Origin of the sequence: Actinomadura montaniterrae (genome assembly GCF_008923365.1) — a bacterium.
In the GTDB taxonomy this organism is placed as follows: Bacteria; Actinomycetota; Actinomycetes; order Streptosporangiales; family Streptosporangiaceae; genus Spirillospora; species Spirillospora montaniterrae.
This window is the reverse complement of sequence record NZ_WBMR01000016.1, coordinates 72,281-87,156: the sequence shown is the minus strand read 5'-3', so window position 1 is coordinate 87,156 and position 14,876 is coordinate 72,281. Positions and strand designations below refer to the sequence as shown.

The window sequence follows — 14,876 nt, the reverse complement described above, 5'->3', positions numbered from 1 at the left end:
CGCCGCGTGCCGGGCGAGCCGCCCGGCGACCGGGGACAGCGCGGCGGCGGCGCGCCCGAGGACCCGCTCGCCGGCCCGCGCCAGCAGCGGACCCAGCAGCGCGACCGCGACGATCAGCGCCATGACCAGCCCGCCGAGCGAGGCGCTCGCGGTCGGCCCGGTCGTGACCGCCGCGACCCCGAGCGCGTTCGCGCCGGCGACGAGCAGCACGATGCCCGCGATGACGCGCCAGCGGGGGAGCCGTGCCGGCTCGGCGGACGACTCGCCGAGGGCCTGCACCGGCCGGATCCGGGAGATCCGCAGCGAGGCGAGGAGCGCGGACGCGGTCGCGGCGAGGACGGTGACGGCGAGCGCCGCCAGCGCGGGCAACGGGGTGAGCGAGAGCCCGAACCCGTCCGGGAGCACGCCCTTGCGCACCATCGCGGCGTGCATCGCCGCCCCCGCGCCGAGCGACAGCACGCCGCCAACCAGCCCGGCGGGAACCGCCGCCCGCGCGGTCTCGCGCACGAGCCGTCCCCGCACCTGCCAGGGCGTCGCGCCGACCGCGCGCAGCAGCGCGAACTCCCGTCCGCGTTCCCGCACCGACAGCGCGATCAGCCCGCCGACGACGACCAGTGCCGTCATGACGGCGACGCCGCCGAACGACGCGGCGATCTCCACGATGTCGGGGCGCGCGGAGGCGACGGCGCGGTCCTCGGCGTCGCCGCGCGCCGGGCCGGTCGCGACCGTCAGCCCGGGGGCCGCCTTGCGCAGCGCGCCCGCGTCCGGTTTCCCGCGGGTGAGCACCGCGAGGGCGTCGGCCTGCCCGGGATGGCCGTTCAGCGCCGTCGCGGTCGCGGTGGTGAAGAACGCCGCCGCGGGCCCGGACGACACCAGGCCGCTGACCCGGAACGGGCGGGGCGTCCCGCCCGCCTGCAACCGGACGGTCGAGCCCGCCCGGACACCGGCCGAACGGCTCAGCACCACCTCGTCCGGCCCCTGCGGCGCCCGGCCCTCGCTCAGCTTGTAGGGCCGCAGTGCGGCCGAGTCCCAGCCGTGGCCCGTCACCGCGCGCCCGGCGGACGTCAGGACGGGGAACGACACGTCCGCGACCACCGCCCGGACGCCCGGCACCGCCCGCAGCGCCCCGGCCACCGTGACGGGGACCCGCGCGCGCTCGGCGACGGGCCTGCTCTGCTTCTCCGGATCGGAACCGACCCGCTTCATCTGCTGCGTCACGCTCGTCGGGCCCGTCACGATGGCGTCCGCCGCGGCGTACCGATCCACCGGCGCGTGCGCCAGCAGCGCCGACTCCAGCAGCACCCCGCACGCCCCGACCAGGACCGCGGCGAACAGCAGCGCCGCGAAGACGCCCGCGAACGCGCCCTTCCCCTCCGGCCTGTTCACAGCGACTCCCACCGGTTCATCACGGCCGCGACCGACGGCGCGGACAGCTCGTCGACGATCCGTCCGCCGCTGAGGAACAGCACCGAGTCGGCGGTGGCCGCGGCCAGCGGATCGTGCGTGACCAGCACGACCGTCTGCCCGGTCACGTCCGCCGCCTCGCGGAGCAGCCGCAGGACGCCGCGCGCCGACCGCGGGTCGAGCGCGCCGGTCGGCTCGTCGGCGAACACGACCTCCGGACGAGTGATCAGCGCGCGGGCGACGGCGGCGCGCTGCTGCTGCCCGCCCGACAGCTCCGCCGGGCGATGCTTCAGCCGGTCCGCCAGCCCGACCCGGCGCACCACCTCGTCCAGCCACGCGGGGTCGGGTTCGACGCCGCCGAGCCGCAGCGGCAGCGTGATGTTCTGCTCGACGTCCATCGACGGGATCAGGTTGAACGCCTGGAACACGAACCCGATCCGCTCGCGGCGCAGCCGGGTCAGCTTCGCCTCGCCGAGCCGGCCGAGGTCGGTCCCGGCGATCCGGACCGTCCCGGCGGTCGGCCGGTCCAGCCCGGACGCGCAGTGCAGGAACGTGCTCTTGCCCGAGCCCGACGGCCCCATCACCGCCGTGAACCCGCCGCGCGGGAACGTCCAGGTGACGTCGTCCAGCGCCCGCACCGCGCCGTAGGTCCTGGTGACCGACTCCAGGCGCACCGCCACCGCGGTCGCCTCGGCCGTCATCGTCGTCATGCTCGCCCTCCGTGGGAAACCCGCTCTCACCAGGACGAACCTAGGTTCCGGGGCGGGGCGGCCACATCGGGGCGCACTCCCCGATCGATGGTGTAGCGGGCTACACCATCGGCAGGGGGCCTGGCCCCGGTGCGCCGCGCGGCGCGCTCACATAGCGTGTGCGGTGAGACGACATGACAAGGGCACAGATGAGCGTGACGGCGGCGCTGCGGCGCAGCGCGGAGGCGACCGGCCGGCTGGTGGGCGCGCTGCGCATCACCGTGCCCGCGCTGTTCGGCGTGGCGCCCCTGCTGCTGTTCCTCGCCCTGATGGTCGTCGCGCTGCCCTGGCTTCCGGACGCGGTGAAGCCGCTGCGCGCGCTCGCGAACGCCGAACGCCGCCGGGCGGGTCAGGTGCTCGGCCGCGAGATCCCCGAGCCGTACCCGCGCCGGGAGGAGACGGGGCTGGGGGAGGCGCGCCGGATCGTGCGTTCGCCGGCGCTGTGGCGCGACATCGCCTGGATGGTGGCGCACGGGTACACCGGCCTGCTGATGGCCGTGATGGCGGTCGGGCTCTGGCCGGCGATCCCGTACGCGGCGTCGATACCGCTGTGGTGGTGGGCCGCGCCCGAGGGCTCGGTGTCGGCGTTCGTGGACCTGCACACCTGGCCGCAGGCGCTCACGCTGCCGTTCCTCCAGGCCGGCCTGGACCTGGCGGCGCTGCTGTGGCTGGTGCCGCGGTTCGTGCGCTGGCAGGCGCGGCTCGCGGAGGTGCTGCTGCGCCCCACCCGCCGCACCAGCCTGACCGAGCGGGTCGAGGAGCTCACCGAGACCCGCGCCGAGGCGCTGGAGGCGCACGGCGCCGAGCTGCGCCGCATCGAGCGCGACCTGCACGACGGGACGCAGGCGCAGCTCGTCGCGGTGGCGCTGCGGCTCGGCCTCGCCGACCGCCGCTTCGACACCGACCCGGACGCCGCCCGGGCGCTGTTCCTCGAGGCACGGGACGGAGTGGAGGAGGCGCTGACCCAGCTGCGGACCGTCATCCGCGGCGTGTACCCGCCGATCCTGTCCGATAGGGGCCTCGCCGGGGCGGTGCGCGCACTCGCCGCCGGGCAGCACATCCCGGTCGAGATGGACCTCGACGAGGCCGGACGCGCGCCCGCGGCCGTCGAGGCCGCCGCCTACTTCGTCGTCGCGGAGGCGCTCACCAACATCGCCAAGCACAGCGGCGCCCGCACCGCGTCCGTCGCCGTCCGCCGCGAAGGGGCCCGGCTGCTGATCAGAGTGCGCGATGATGGCAAGGGCGGGGCCGACGCGGGCCGCGGGAGCGGGCTGGCCGGCATCCGCCGCCGGGTGGCCGCGCTCGACGGGACCACCCGCATCGACAGCCCCGACGGGGGAGGGACGACGCTGGAAGCGGACCTGCCGTGCGGATCGTGATCGCCGAGGACAACGTGCTGCTGCGCGAGGGCCTGGTGCTGCTGCTGACCTCCGACGGGCACGAGGTCGCCGCGGTCGCCGGCAGCGGCCCCGAGGTGCTGCCCGCGCTGCTGGAGCACCGGCCCGACGCCGCCGTCCTGGACGTCCGGCTCCCGCCCGGGTTCCGGGACGAGGGCCTGCGCGCCGCCATCGAGGCCCGCAAGCGCATCCCCGGCCTCCCGGTGCTGGTGCTGTCGCAGTACGTGGAGGAGACCTACGCCGCCGAGCTGCTGTCCGGGGGCGCGGAGGGCGTCGGGTACCTGCTCAAGGACCGCGTCAGCCGGGTCGACGAGTTCCTCGACGCGCTGTCGCGGGTCGCCGCCGGCGGCACCGCCCTGGACCCCGAGGTCGTCTCCCAGCTGATGACCACCCGCAGCGACCCGCTGCAGGCCCTCACGCCGCGCGAACGCGAGGTGCTCGGGCTGATGGCGCAGGGCCTCGACAACGCGACGATCGCGACCACCCTCGTCATCACCGAGCGGTCGGTCAGCAAGCACATCGGCGCGGTGTTCGCCAAGCTCGGCCTGCCGCCCACCGACAGCGGGCACCGGCGCGTCCTGGCCGTCCTCGCCTACCTCAACTCATGACCGCCGGGTCCGTGCCCCGCGTCCGGCGGGCCGTCCGGGCGCTGCTGCTCGACGGCGGCGACCTGGTCCTGCTGCGCCGCACCGTGCCGGGCCGCGCCGTCTACTGGACGACCCCGGGCGGCAAGATCGAGCCGACCGACGCCGGCCCGGAGGCGGCGCTGCGCCGCGAACTGGACGAGGAGCTCGGCGCCACCGCCGGGCCCGTCCGGCAGGTGTTCGCGTGCGCCGAGCAGACCCCCGAGCTGCACCGCCTCAACGTCTTCTACGTCTGCCGGCTCCTCACGATGGACCTGTCGCGCCGCCACGGCCCCGAGTTCGACGACCCGTCCAAGGGCGAGTACGGCGTCGACCGCTTCCCGTGCACACCCGAGGGCCTGGCGCCGGTCGACCTCATCCCGGAGACGCTGAGCGTGTACCTGCAGATGCACGCCGACGAGCTGCCCGGGCTCGCCGCTCTCAGTGAGGACCCGCCGCCAGCGCCACGAGGTCGGCGAGCTCCGCGACGCTGAGCGGGGCGTCCGGGAGGCGGCCGGTCGCGATCCGGACGTGGGCGCCCGCCGGGACGATCTGGTACCGGCTGCCCGGGACGGCGGCCACCCCGTGCGCAGCGAGCGTGACCAGCGCGGCGGACTCGTCGGCGACCGGGACCCACAGCATCAGCCCGTCCCGGTTCCCGGTGCGGACGCCGCGCTCGGCGAGGGCGGACGCGAGGCTTTCGCGGCGTTCGGCGTAGGCGGCGCGGGCCCGGGCTACGGCCGCGACGGCGCCCGGATCGGTCAGCAGGTGCGCCAGCGCGTCCTGCAGGACGCGGCTCGTCCAGCCGGTGCCGAAGCTGCGCAGCACGCGGACGCGCTCCACCGGCTCCGCCGCGCCGCCGATCACGGCGATGCGCAGGTCGGGGCCGTGCGACTTGGAGTACGAGCGGACGAGCACCGTCCGCTCGGGCAGGTGCGCTCCGAGGCTGACCATCGGCGAGGACGACACCTCGCCGGTCCCGTCGTCCTCGACGGCGAGGGTGTTGGTCGGGGCCAGCAGCTCCGCGAGGGCCGCCGCCCGCGCCGGGGTCAGCGCGTGCCCGCGCGGGGTGTGGGCGCGCGGCTGGTAGACGAACGCGGCGGGCTTGGTGGCGAGCGCCTCGGCGAGCGCGTCCGGTTCGGGCCCCTCGTCGTCGCAGGCGACCGGCACGACCTCGGCGCCCTGCGCCTCCAGGATGTCGAGGAGGCGGGCGCCGGTCGGGTCCTCGACGGCGACGCGGTCGCCCGGCACGGCGACGGTCTGGCAGACGAGCTGGACGCCCTCGTAGCCGCCGCCGACGGTGAGCAGCCCGGCTGGCGGGAACGGCCAGCCGGGCTCGACGGCCGCGCGCAGCGCCGGGGTGATCGTCTCGCGGGTGTAGTCGTTCAGCCGCGCGGTGCGGGCGCCCGCGGCCAGCGCGGCGTCCAGCGGCGGCAGCAGCGCGGGGTCGGGCGCGGCGATCGCCAGGTCGACGGCCAGCCGGTTGCCGAACTCGCCGATGCGCTCGTACCGGGTCGGGTGCGGGACGTTCGGCGGGCCGATCACGACCGTGCCGCGGCGCCGCTGGGCGCTGACGACGCGGTGCCGGCGCAGCGTCGACCAGGCGTCGGCGACGGTGCCCGGGCTGACCCCGAGCTCGGCGGCCAGCCCGCGCACGGTCGGCAGCCGCGTCCCGGCCGGGAGCTCCCCGCTGCGGATCAGGTTGGTCATCGAGGCGGAGATGCCCCGGGCCGTGCGGTCGCCGATGCGCTCGGCCAGCCATGCCGCGTCGATCACGTTTCCTCCGCGCAAAACTTTGTGTAGTAACAAAACAACCATTGTACGCGGTACAAACGCGGCCTAAAGTCGGGTCCCATCGCGCCCAGAGCGCGGCAAACCCCCTGTTACATGCAGAAATGGAGCGTTGTGCCGATTCCACGTATTCGCCTGGCGCTGCGGGACTGGGACCACCTCGTCCCGCTGCTCACCGGCCGGGTGCGCGCCCGCGGCGTGGCGCTGGAGATCGAGACCCGGGAGGTCACCCCGGACGTCCTCGCCGAACCGGACCTGGACGGCGGCGAGACGTCGTTCAGCCGGTACGCCCTCGGCCGCGGCGACGGCGACGAGCGCCTCGCCGGGCTGCCCGTGTTCGTGATGCGCGGCTTCCGTCAGCGCTGCGTGCTCGTCCGGAACGACAGCGCGTTCGCCGCGCCGCGCGACCTGGCCGGCGCGACCATCGGGCTGACCGGCTGGCCCGACTCCGGCAACACCTGGACCCGGGCGCTGCTGCGCGCCGAGGGCGTCGACCTGTCGGCGATCCAGTGGCGCGTCGGCCCCCTGACCGAGGGCGAGACCGGCAAGGACCGGCTCGGGACGCGCCCGCTTCCCGCCAACGTGCGGGTCGCCGACCGCTCGCTGGTCGACGGGCTCGCCGACGGCACCTTCGACGCAGTGTTCACCCCGTTCATGCCGCCGGAGATGTTCACGCCGCACAGCCGGTTCCGGCACCTCTACGAGGACCACCGCGGCGCCGAACGGGAGTACTTCGCCCGCACCGGCTTCGTCCCCGGCATCCACATCCTCGCCCTGAAACGCGAGGTCGTCGACGGGCACCCCTGGCTGCCCGAAGTGCTGCAGGACGCCTTCGACGAGTCCAAGCGCGTGTGGCTGCAGCGCCGCCGGCTGCTCACCGACACCACCCCCTGGCTGCTGGACGAGCTGGAGACCCAGGCGCGCCTCTTCGGCGCCGACTGGATGCCGTACGGCGCCGAGGCCAACGCCGCGATGGTCGCGGCGTTCTGCGAGGAACTGCACGAGCAGGGCATCGCGCCCCGCCCCATCAAGGCCGAGGAGGTCTTCGCGTGAGGATCGCCGTGGGCCAGTTCGCCTCCACCGAGGACTGGCAGACCAACCTCAAGACCTGCATGACGCTCGTCGACGACGCCGTGGAGGGCGGCGCGGACCTGCTCGTCCTGCCCGAGGACTCACTCGCCCTCTTCATCGACGAGCCCCACCGGATCGCCGAGGCCGCGCAGCCGCTCGACGGCCCGTTCGTCACGGGCCTGCTGGAGCACACCGCGGGCACCCGCACCACGGTCGTGGTCGGGATCCACGAGCCCGCCGGAGACGGCAAGGTGTACAACACCCTCGCCGCGATCCGCGACGGCGGGATCGTCGCCGTGTACCGGAAGGTCCACCTGTACGACGCGTTCGGCGCACGGGAGTCCGACCGGGTCCGCCCCGGCGACGGGGAACCCGTGGTGTTCGACTGCGCCGGCTGGCAGGTCGGGCTCATGACCTGCTACGACGTAAGATTCCCGGAAATGGCCAGGCTGCTGGTCGACGCGGGCGCGCAGGTGCTCGCGGTGCCGGCGGCCTGGGTGCGCGGCCCCGCCAAGGAGCGGCACTGGGAGGTCATGGTCACCGCCCGGGCGCTGGAGAACACCTGTTACGTGGCGGCCTCCGGCGAGTGCGGCCGCCGCAACATCGGATCGAGCATGGTCGTCGACCCGCTCGGCATCGTCCGCGACCGGCTCGCCGACCGGCCCGGGCTGCTGTGGGCGGTCGCCGACCGCGAGGAGCTCGACGAGGCCCGGCGCAAGCTGCCGGTGCTCGCGAACCGGCGCTTCCGGGTCGACCCGTCCATCCGGCCCAGAGAGGAGACGGCATGAGGGGCCGCACGGCGATCTCCGCCGCGCTCGCCGGCGCGCTGCTCGCCGCGACGGCCGCGTGCGGCGCGAACCCGCCCGAGGCCGAGGGGATCCTCGGCGGCGGCAAGTCCGCGCAGGGCGTCAAGGACGCCGACCTGCGCCAGACCATCGACCACGCGCTGCACGACGCGCTGCCCGCCAAGAACAAGGCGTCCGGAAAGCTGATCTCGGTCAACAACGGCTCGTTCCCGCCGTACGAGATCGCCGGGTCGGACGGCCGGTCGCTGTCGGGCGCGTCCGCCGACCTCGCGACCGCGCTCAGCCAGCTGCTCGGCGTGAAGATCGAGCACGTCACCGTCGACGGGCTGCCCAGCGAGCTGACCGGGATCAAGGCGGGCCGGTACGACTTCGCGCTCGGCCCGATCGGGGACTTCCCCGACCGGGAGGGCGACAACGTCTTCGTCGACTGGGTGCGCGAGTTCGTCGTGTTCGCCGTCCCGAAGGGCAAGCCGAAGCACATCGGGTCCATCGCCGACACGTGCGGGCTGAAGATCTCGGTGATGGCGGGCGGCTCCGCCGAGGACGTCGTCAAGAAGCAGTCGGGCACGTGCGTCCAGCAGGGGAAGCCGGCCGTGCAGGTCCAGTCGTACAAGGACCAGCCGACCGCGACCCTCGCCGTCCGCTCCCATCGCGCCGACGCGTTCTTCTCGTCGCAGGCGCCGCTCGGCTACTTCGTCAAGCAGTCCGGCGACGACCTGCAGCTCGCGGGCACCGGCAAGGCCAACGGGTTCGGCGACCTGTACCAGGGCGCCGTCGTGGCGAAGGACTCGCCGCTGAAGGACGTCCTGCTGCGGGCGCTGCGCAAGCTCGTGGAGAACGGCACCTACAAGAAGGTCATGACCGAATGGGGACTGACCGCGAACATGCTCGACGAGCCGGGCGTGAACCTGGCGCCCAGGGAGGGGTGAACCGCCGGTGACCATGACCGAGAAGCGCTCCGGCGACGCCGTCGCCGACGTCGACGTGGCCGGCGCAGCGCACGTCCGGCACCCGCTGCGGTGGGTCGCCTCGCTGGTCGTGCTGGTCCTCGCGGCCCAGTTCGTCCACCTGCTCTGGACCAACGACAACTTCCAGTGGGACGTCGTCGGCCGCTACATCAACGCCTCCCTCATCGGGGACGGCATCGCCGTCACGCTCGAACTGACCGTCATCGCGATGGCGGTCGGCATCGCGGGCGGGATCCTGCTCGCGGTCGGGCGGCTGTCGGACAACCCGCTGCTGCGCACCGCCTGCGGGCTCTACGTGTGGTTCTTCCGCGGCATCCCGGTGCTGGTGCAGCTGGTGATCTGGTACAACCTGTCGGCGCTGCTGCCGCGCATCTCGGTCGGGATCCCGTTCGGGCCGGAGTTCGCGCACGGCGGCACCAACCAGCTCATCACCCCGCTGGTCGCCGCGATCCTCGGGCTCGGCCTGAACGAGGCCGCCTACATGGCCGAGATCATCCGCGGCGGGCTGCTCGCCGTCGACCCCGGCCAGGCCGAGGCCGCGCAGGCGCTCGGGATGGGCGGCGTCCGCACGTTCCGCCGGATCGTGCTGCCGCAGGCGATGCGGTTCATCGTGCCGCCCACCGGCAGCCAGGTGATCAACATGCTGAAGGCCACCTCGCTGGTCAGCGTGATCGCGCTCGCCGACCTGCTCTACACCGTCCAGTCGATCTACAACCGGACGTTCCAGACCATCCCGCTGCTGCTCGTCGCCTGCCTCTGGTACCTGGTGATCACCTCGATCCTGTACGTCGGGCAGTCGTTCATCGAGCACCACTACGCGCGCGGCGCGACCCGCAACGCCCGGCAGGGCTTCTGGGACTTCGTCCTGATGCGGCGCCGCCGCCCGGTTCCGCCCCCGGAGGTGACCGCTTGACCACGCTGGAGAAGGACATGCCGCAGGAGAAGGGCGCGCCCCGCGGCGGGGTGCCGATGGTCCGGGCGCGGGGCGTCCGCAAGAAGTTCGGGCACCTGGAGGTGCTGAAGGGCGTCGACCTCGACGTGGACCCCGGCGAGGTCGTCGTGATCCTAGGGCCGTCCGGGTCCGGCAAGTCGACGTTCCTGCGGTGCGTCAACCACCTGGAGACCATCGACGGCGGCTCGGTGCACGTGGACGGCGAGCTGATCGGGTTCAGCGCGTCCGGCGGCAGGGTGCGGCACCTGCGCAAGCGCGACGTCACCCGGCAGCGCCGCGAGATCGGCATGGTGTTCCAGCAGTTCAACCTGTTCCCGCACCTGACCGTCCTGCAGAACGTCATCGAGGCGCCCACGGGCGTGCGCCGCGAGCCCCGGGCCCAGGCGCGGGAGCGGGCCCGCGAGCTGCTCGCCAAGGTCGGGCTCGCCGACAAGGCGGACGGCTACCCGCGCCAGCTGTCCGGCGGGCAGCAGCAGCGCGTCGCGATCGCCCGCGCGCTGGCGATGCGGCCGAAGCTGATGCTGTTCGACGAGCCGACGAGCGCGCTGGACCCCGAGCTGGTCGGCGACGTGCTGGAGACGATGAAGACCCTCGCCGAGGAGGGCCTCACCATGATCGTCGTCACGCACGAGATCGGCTTCGCGCGCGAGGTGGCCGACCGGGTGGTGTTCATGGACGGCGGGGTCGTCGTCGAGTCGGGACGGCCCGCCGACGTGCTCGACAACCCGTCGAACGAGCGCACGAAGGCGTTCCTCAGCAAGGTCCTCTGACCGCTCCGCGCCGCGCCCGGTCCCGTGTTGCCGGGGCCGGGCGCGGTTCGTTCCCGCCGGATCAGAGGCGGTGGGCGATCCCGTCCAGGAGGCAGTCGAGGCCGCGTGCGAACGCGTCGTCCCAGTCGTGGCCGCTGAGATGCCCGTGCGCGGCCAGGCTCGGGTACCGGTCCCGCTCCCGGGTCAGGAGGCCGTCCGCCGCATCCCGCGCCTCGTCGGCGCCGCCGGAGGCGACCTGCATCAGCGCGGAGCCGATGACGAAGTTGGCGAGCGCGTAGGCCGCCGCGACCAGGTCGGGGCCGGTGAGGCCCGCGCCGGCGAGCGAGGCGTGCAGGAACTCGGTGCGCGCCAGGACGTTCGGGCCCAGCAGCGGACGTCCGAGCACGGCGACCGACCAGGGGTGGCGGAGCATCGCCGCCCGCCACCCGTGCACCAGCGCGGCCACGTCCGCTCGCCAGCCGCCCTCGCCCGGCGGCACCGCCACCTCGCCGAAGATCGTGTCGAGGGCGAGGTCCAGCACGTCGTCCTTGGTCTTGACGTGCCAGTACAGCGTCGTGGACCCGGTGTCCAGGCGCTCGGCGAGCCGGCGCATCGTCAGCCGGTCCGCGCCCTCCTCGTCCAGCAAGGCGACGGCCTCGGCGACGATCCGCCCGCGGCTCAGCGGCGGCGCCTCGCGCCGTGTGCGGTTCTCGCGCAGCCACACGCTCTCGGTCATGCGGACCAGGCTAGTACATTGGGCGAGTGCTGGATCAACGGTCCGGTCTGTCGAACACTGTACGAGGAGGCGTGATGGGGCATATCGACGTGAGCCGCCTGACGTACCTGCTCCCGGACGGCCGGCCGCTGCTGGACGACGTCTCCTTCCGCATCGGCGAGGGGGCGAAGGGCGCGCTCGTCGGCCCGAACGGCGCGGGCAAGACCACGCTGCTGCGCCTGATCGCCGGGGACGTCGCGCCGTCGTCCGGGACCGTGACGAGCACCGGCGGGCTCGGGGTGATGCGGCAGTTCATCGGCGGCGTCCGGGACGACCGCACCGTCCGCGACCTGCTGCTGTCGGTGGCGCCCGCGCCGGTCCGCGCCGCCGCCGGGGCGCTGGCGAGGGCGGAGCGGGATCTGGGCGAGAGCGAGGAGAGCCAGCTCGCCTACGCGCGGGCCATCGCCGACTACACCGATGCGGGCGGCTACGACATCGAGGTCGTCTGGGACACCTGCACGACCGCCGCGCTCGGCCTGCCCTTCGACCGCGCCGCGGCGCGCGGGGTGGCCACGCTGTCGGGAGGCGAGCAGAAGCGGCTCGTCCTGGAGGCGCTGCTGCGCGGCCCCGACGAGGTGCTCCTGCTCGACGAGCCCGACAACTACCTGGACGTGCCCGGCAAGGAATGGCTGGCGGGACGGCTGCGCGCCACGGGCAAAACGGTGCTGCTGGTCTCGCACGACCGGCGGCTGCTCGCCGACACCGCCGACCGGATCGTCACGGTCGAGTCCCGCGACCTCTGGGTGCACGGCGGCGGGTTCGCCGGGTACGCGGCGGCGCGGCGGGAGCGCACCGGACGGCTGCACGAGCGGCGCCGCCGCTGGGACGAGGAGCACGCGCGGCTGAAACGGCTGGTCCACACGCTGCGGCAGCGGGCGGCGAACAACGACGCGGTCGCCTCGTCCTACCAGGCGGCGCGCACCCGGCTGCGCAGGTTCGAGGAGGCGGGGCCGCCGCGGAGCGCGCCGAAGGAGCAGAACGTGCGGATGCGGCTGCGCGGCGGCCGCACCGGCAAGCGCGCCCTGGTGTGCGCGTCGCTGGAGCTGACCGGCCTCGCCCGCCCCTTCGACCTGGAGGTCCGGTACGGCGAGCGCGTCGCCGTGCTGGGCTCGAACGGATCGGGCAAGTCGACGTTCCTGCGGATGCTCGCCGGGGCCGATGTGCCGCACGGCGGGGAGGCGCGGCTCGGGGCGCGGGTCGTTCCCGGCCACTTCGTCCAGACGCACGCGCGGCCGGACCTGCAGGGCCGGACGCCCGCCGAGATCGTCATGTCCGGGCACGCCCTGACCCGTAACGACGCGATGGCGGCGCTCGCCCGCTACGAGCTGGCGCCCGCCGGGGCCCGGCCGTTCGAGACGCTGTCGGGCGGGCAGCAGGCGCGGCTGCAGATCCTGCTGCTGGAGCTGTCCGGCGCGACGCTCCTGCTGCTCGACGAACCGACCGACAACCTCGACCTGGCGAGCGCCGAGGCACTGCAGGACGGGCTCGCGTCCTACTCCGGGACCGTCCTGGCCGTCACGCACGACCGCTGGTTCGCCGCCGACTTCGACCGGTACCTGGTGTTCGGCGCCGGCGGCCGGGTCACGGAGTCGGACGAGCCGGTCTGGGCATAGCCGGACGCTGCCGTCATAGCGCGATGGTCATAGTGGACGACGAGACGGGTATTTGATCGATCCGGCGCCGTGGCGGGACGCTGGGGCGGACCGGGAGGGGTGGGCGGAGTGGCCGATCTGGATGACTGGCCGGGCAATGAGCTGAGCGACGAGGAACTGGACGTCGCCTACAACGTGCGGCGCAAGGCCGGGCCCGAGCTGTTCGAGCGGCACATGGCCCGGTACCGGGCCGAGTCGGAGGCGGCCGTGGAGGGGCTGCCGGGCCACCCGGGGATCGTCTACGACGAGCCGAGCGGTGAGCGGCTCGACGTGTGGGGCGTCGGCGACGACGGCCTGCGTCCTGTGTTCGTGTTCCTGCACGGCGGCTACTGGATGGCGCTGTCGCGCGCCGACTCGTCGTTCATGGCGCGCGCGCTCTACGAGCACGGCATCGCCACCGTCGTCCCGGATTACACGCTCGCGCCGAAGGCGACGCTGGAGGAGATCGTCCGGCAGGTGCGCGCGTCCATCGCCTGGGTGTACCGGCACGGACGCGAGCACGGCCTCGACCCGGAGCGGATCGTGGTCGGCGGCAGTTCCGCCGGCGGGCACCTCACCGGCATGACGATGGTCGGCGGCTGGCAGGAGGAGTTCGGCCTGCCCGAGGACGTCGTGAAGGCCGCCATGCCGTTCAGTGGGCTGTTCGACATCCGGCCGATCACCCGCGTCTACGTCAACGAGTACGTGAAGCTGGACGTGGAGCGTGCCGCGGCGCTAAGCCCGGCGCTGCTGCCGCGCGAGCGGCGCTGCCCGGCGGTCGTCGCGGTCGCCGAGCACGACGGCACCGGGTTCGTCGAGCAGTCGCGTCGGTTCGCGCCGCTGTGGGACGGCGGCGAGGCGATGGTGGTGCCGGACCGCGACCACTTCGACGTCGTGCTCGACCTCGGCGACCCGGCGTCGGCGCCCTTCCGCGCTCTGCTCGGCCTGGTCCGCTCGCTGTGATCAGTCCTCCGCGATCTTCGTGGCCTCGCGGCGCAGGTGGTCGAGCATCAGCCGGGCCGACGGCGTCGGCGCGCGGTGCGCGGGCAGCGTGACGCCGACCTGGCGGCGGACGGTCTCCAGCGGCACCGGCAGCGGCGCGATGTCGTCGTCGGTCCGGGCGACCAGCTGCGGCAGCGCGGCGATCATGTCGGTGTCGCGGACCAGCGTCCGGACGGTCAGCACCGACGTGCACTCGACCAGGTCGCCGGGCGGCTCCAGGCCCGCGGCGCGGAACACCTGCTCCAGCTCGGCGCGCAGCGCGGTCTGCTCCAGCGGCAGCACCCACGGGTAGTCGAGCAGGTCGGCGAGCGCGAGCCCGGCGCGGGAGCGGGCCGGGTGGCCGTGCCGCGCCACCAGCCGGATCGGCTCGCCGTACAGGGTGATCTGGCGCAGCCCGCGCAGGTCGCCGATCGGGTTGAGGCGGCCGAGGATCAGGTCGATCTCGCCGTCCAGCAGCCGCGGCACCTGCGCGTCGAACGTGGCCTCCTGGACGATCACGGTGATGCCGGGGCGGTCCTTCTTCAGCGCCGCGATCGCGCGCGGCAGCAGCACGTTCGAGCCGGCCAGCAGGGTGCCGATGGTGACGGTGCCGACCTCGCCGTCGGCGAGGCCGCTGATCCGCTCGCCGGCGCGGCGCAGCTCGGCCAGCACGGCCCGGGCGTGCTCGACGAACGCGTCGCCGAACATCGTCGGCGTCACGCCGCGCGGGCCGCGGGTGAACAGCTCGACGCCGAGGATGTGCTCGACCTCGCGGAGGCTGCGCGTCACCGCGGGCTGCGCGAGGCGCAGGTGCTCGGCGGCGCGCAGCACGCTGCCCTGGTCGGCGATGGCGACCACGAGGACGAGGTGCCGCAGCTTGAGCCGCCCGTTGAGCAGGTCGATCGCGCGCATACCGCTTTGATATCACAGCATCGTGATAGCTCTGCGGATCTTTGGTATTTGCACGGCATAGCTCCGC

At 74.1% G+C, this 14,876-nt stretch carries 15 protein-coding genes; 10 read left to right on the top strand and 5 right to left on the bottom strand.

The genetic code is table 11. The features are described 5' to 3' along the window. A partial coding sequence (locus F9B16_RS08890; protein ID WP_151539503.1) for an ABC transporter permease occupies window positions 1-1,386 on the bottom strand: 1,386 nt, incomplete at its 3' end. Next, on the bottom strand, window positions 1,383-2,114 hold the full coding sequence (locus F9B16_RS08885) for an ABC transporter ATP-binding protein (RefSeq protein WP_404800482.1): 732 nt from the start codon (window positions 2,112-2,114) through the stop codon (window positions 1,383-1,385). The genes F9B16_RS08890 and F9B16_RS08885, both read right to left, overlap by 4 nt. A 173-nt stretch (window positions 2,115-2,287) precedes the next feature. Between F9B16_RS08885 and F9B16_RS08880 the strand changes: the two genes are divergently transcribed. Genes F9B16_RS08880 through F9B16_RS08870 form a run of 3 tightly spaced genes read left to right on the top strand, consistent with a single transcriptional unit; the run spans window position 2,288 to window position 4,667 of the window. Beyond that, window positions 2,288-3,532: a sensor histidine kinase gene (locus F9B16_RS08880; RefSeq protein WP_225991478.1), complete on the top strand. Its 1,245-nt coding sequence runs from the start codon at window positions 2,288-2,290 to the stop codon at window positions 3,530-3,532. Then, on the top strand, window positions 3,520-4,158 hold the full coding sequence (locus F9B16_RS08875) for a LuxR C-terminal-related transcriptional regulator (RefSeq protein WP_151539502.1): 639 nt from the start codon (window positions 3,520-3,522) through the stop codon (window positions 4,156-4,158). Before F9B16_RS08880 ends, F9B16_RS08875 begins: the two co-directional genes overlap by 13 nt. Further along, window positions 4,155-4,667 carry an NUDIX domain-containing protein gene (locus tag F9B16_RS08870; protein WP_151539501.1) on the top strand — a complete coding sequence of 171 codons (513 nt, stop codon included), beginning with the start codon at window positions 4,155-4,157 and terminating at the stop codon, window positions 4,665-4,667. Before F9B16_RS08875 ends, F9B16_RS08870 begins: the two co-directional genes overlap by 4 nt. On the opposite strand, the gene F9B16_RS08865 is transcribed toward F9B16_RS08870, so the two are convergent. Beyond that, window positions 4,615-5,949 carry an aminotransferase class I/II-fold pyridoxal phosphate-dependent enzyme gene (locus tag F9B16_RS08865; RefSeq protein WP_225991477.1) on the bottom strand — a complete coding sequence of 445 codons (1,335 nt, stop codon included), beginning with the start codon at window positions 5,947-5,949 and terminating at the stop codon, window positions 4,615-4,617. The genes F9B16_RS08870 and F9B16_RS08865 overlap by 53 nt on opposite strands. Window positions 5,950-6,078: 129 nt before the next feature. Here F9B16_RS08865 and F9B16_RS08860 point away from each other — a divergent pair, with 129 nt between their 5' ends. Genes F9B16_RS08860 through F9B16_RS08840 form a run of 5 tightly spaced genes read left to right on the top strand, consistent with a single transcriptional unit; the run spans window position 6,079 to window position 10,531 of the window. Next, window positions 6,079-7,017, top strand: a complete 939-nt coding sequence (locus tag F9B16_RS08860) for a periplasmic binding family protein (RefSeq protein ID WP_151539499.1) — start codon at window positions 6,079-6,081, stop codon at window positions 7,015-7,017. Beyond that, window positions 7,014-7,823, top strand: a complete 810-nt coding sequence (locus F9B16_RS08855; protein WP_151539498.1) for a nitrilase-related carbon-nitrogen hydrolase — start codon at window positions 7,014-7,016, stop codon at window positions 7,821-7,823. The genes F9B16_RS08860 and F9B16_RS08855 overlap by 4 nt, the downstream gene beginning before the upstream one ends. After that, complete coding sequence (locus F9B16_RS08850; RefSeq protein ID WP_151539497.1) at window positions 7,820-8,770, top strand: ABC transporter substrate-binding protein; 951 nt, start codon at window positions 7,820-7,822, stop codon at window positions 8,768-8,770. The genes F9B16_RS08855 and F9B16_RS08850 overlap by 4 nt, the downstream gene beginning before the upstream one ends. 13 nt (window positions 8,771-8,783) lie before the next feature. Continuing rightward, complete coding sequence (locus tag F9B16_RS08845) at window positions 8,784-9,722, top strand: amino acid ABC transporter permease (RefSeq protein ID WP_151539518.1); 939 nt, start codon at window positions 8,784-8,786, stop codon at window positions 9,720-9,722. Between the two features lie 17 nt (window positions 9,723-9,739). Then, the gene (locus F9B16_RS08840) at window positions 9,740-10,531 is read left to right on the top strand and encodes an amino acid ABC transporter ATP-binding protein (protein ID WP_404800485.1); all 792 of its coding nucleotides are present in this window, start codon (window positions 9,740-9,742) and stop codon (window positions 10,529-10,531) included. Between the two features lie 61 nt (window positions 10,532-10,592). On the opposite strand, the gene F9B16_RS08835 is transcribed toward F9B16_RS08840, so the two are convergent. Further along, a complete protein-coding gene (locus F9B16_RS08835; RefSeq protein ID WP_151539496.1) occupies window positions 10,593-11,246 on the bottom strand; it encodes a TetR/AcrR family transcriptional regulator in 654 nt (217 codons plus the stop codon). 74 nt (window positions 11,247-11,320) lie between these two features. On the opposite strand from F9B16_RS08835, the gene F9B16_RS08830 reads away from it, so the two are divergent. Both F9B16_RS08830 and F9B16_RS08825 read left to right on the top strand, forming a co-directional pair. Continuing rightward, on the top strand, window positions 11,321-12,898 hold the full coding sequence (locus F9B16_RS08830) for an ABC-F family ATP-binding cassette domain-containing protein (RefSeq protein WP_151539495.1): 1,578 nt from the start codon (window positions 11,321-11,323) through the stop codon (window positions 12,896-12,898). Window positions 12,899-13,006: 108 nt separating this feature from the next. Next, window positions 13,007-13,879 (top strand): alpha/beta hydrolase, encoded by an 873-nt coding sequence (locus F9B16_RS08825; protein WP_225991476.1) that lies wholly within the window; start codon window positions 13,007-13,009, stop codon window positions 13,877-13,879. Here the strand turns inward: F9B16_RS08825 and F9B16_RS08820 are convergent, their stop codons facing one another. Next, entirely contained in the window at window positions 13,880-14,809 is a 930-nt protein-coding gene (locus tag F9B16_RS08820; protein WP_151539494.1) for a LysR substrate-binding domain-containing protein, read from the bottom strand. Window positions 14,810-14,876: the final 67 nt, after the last annotated feature.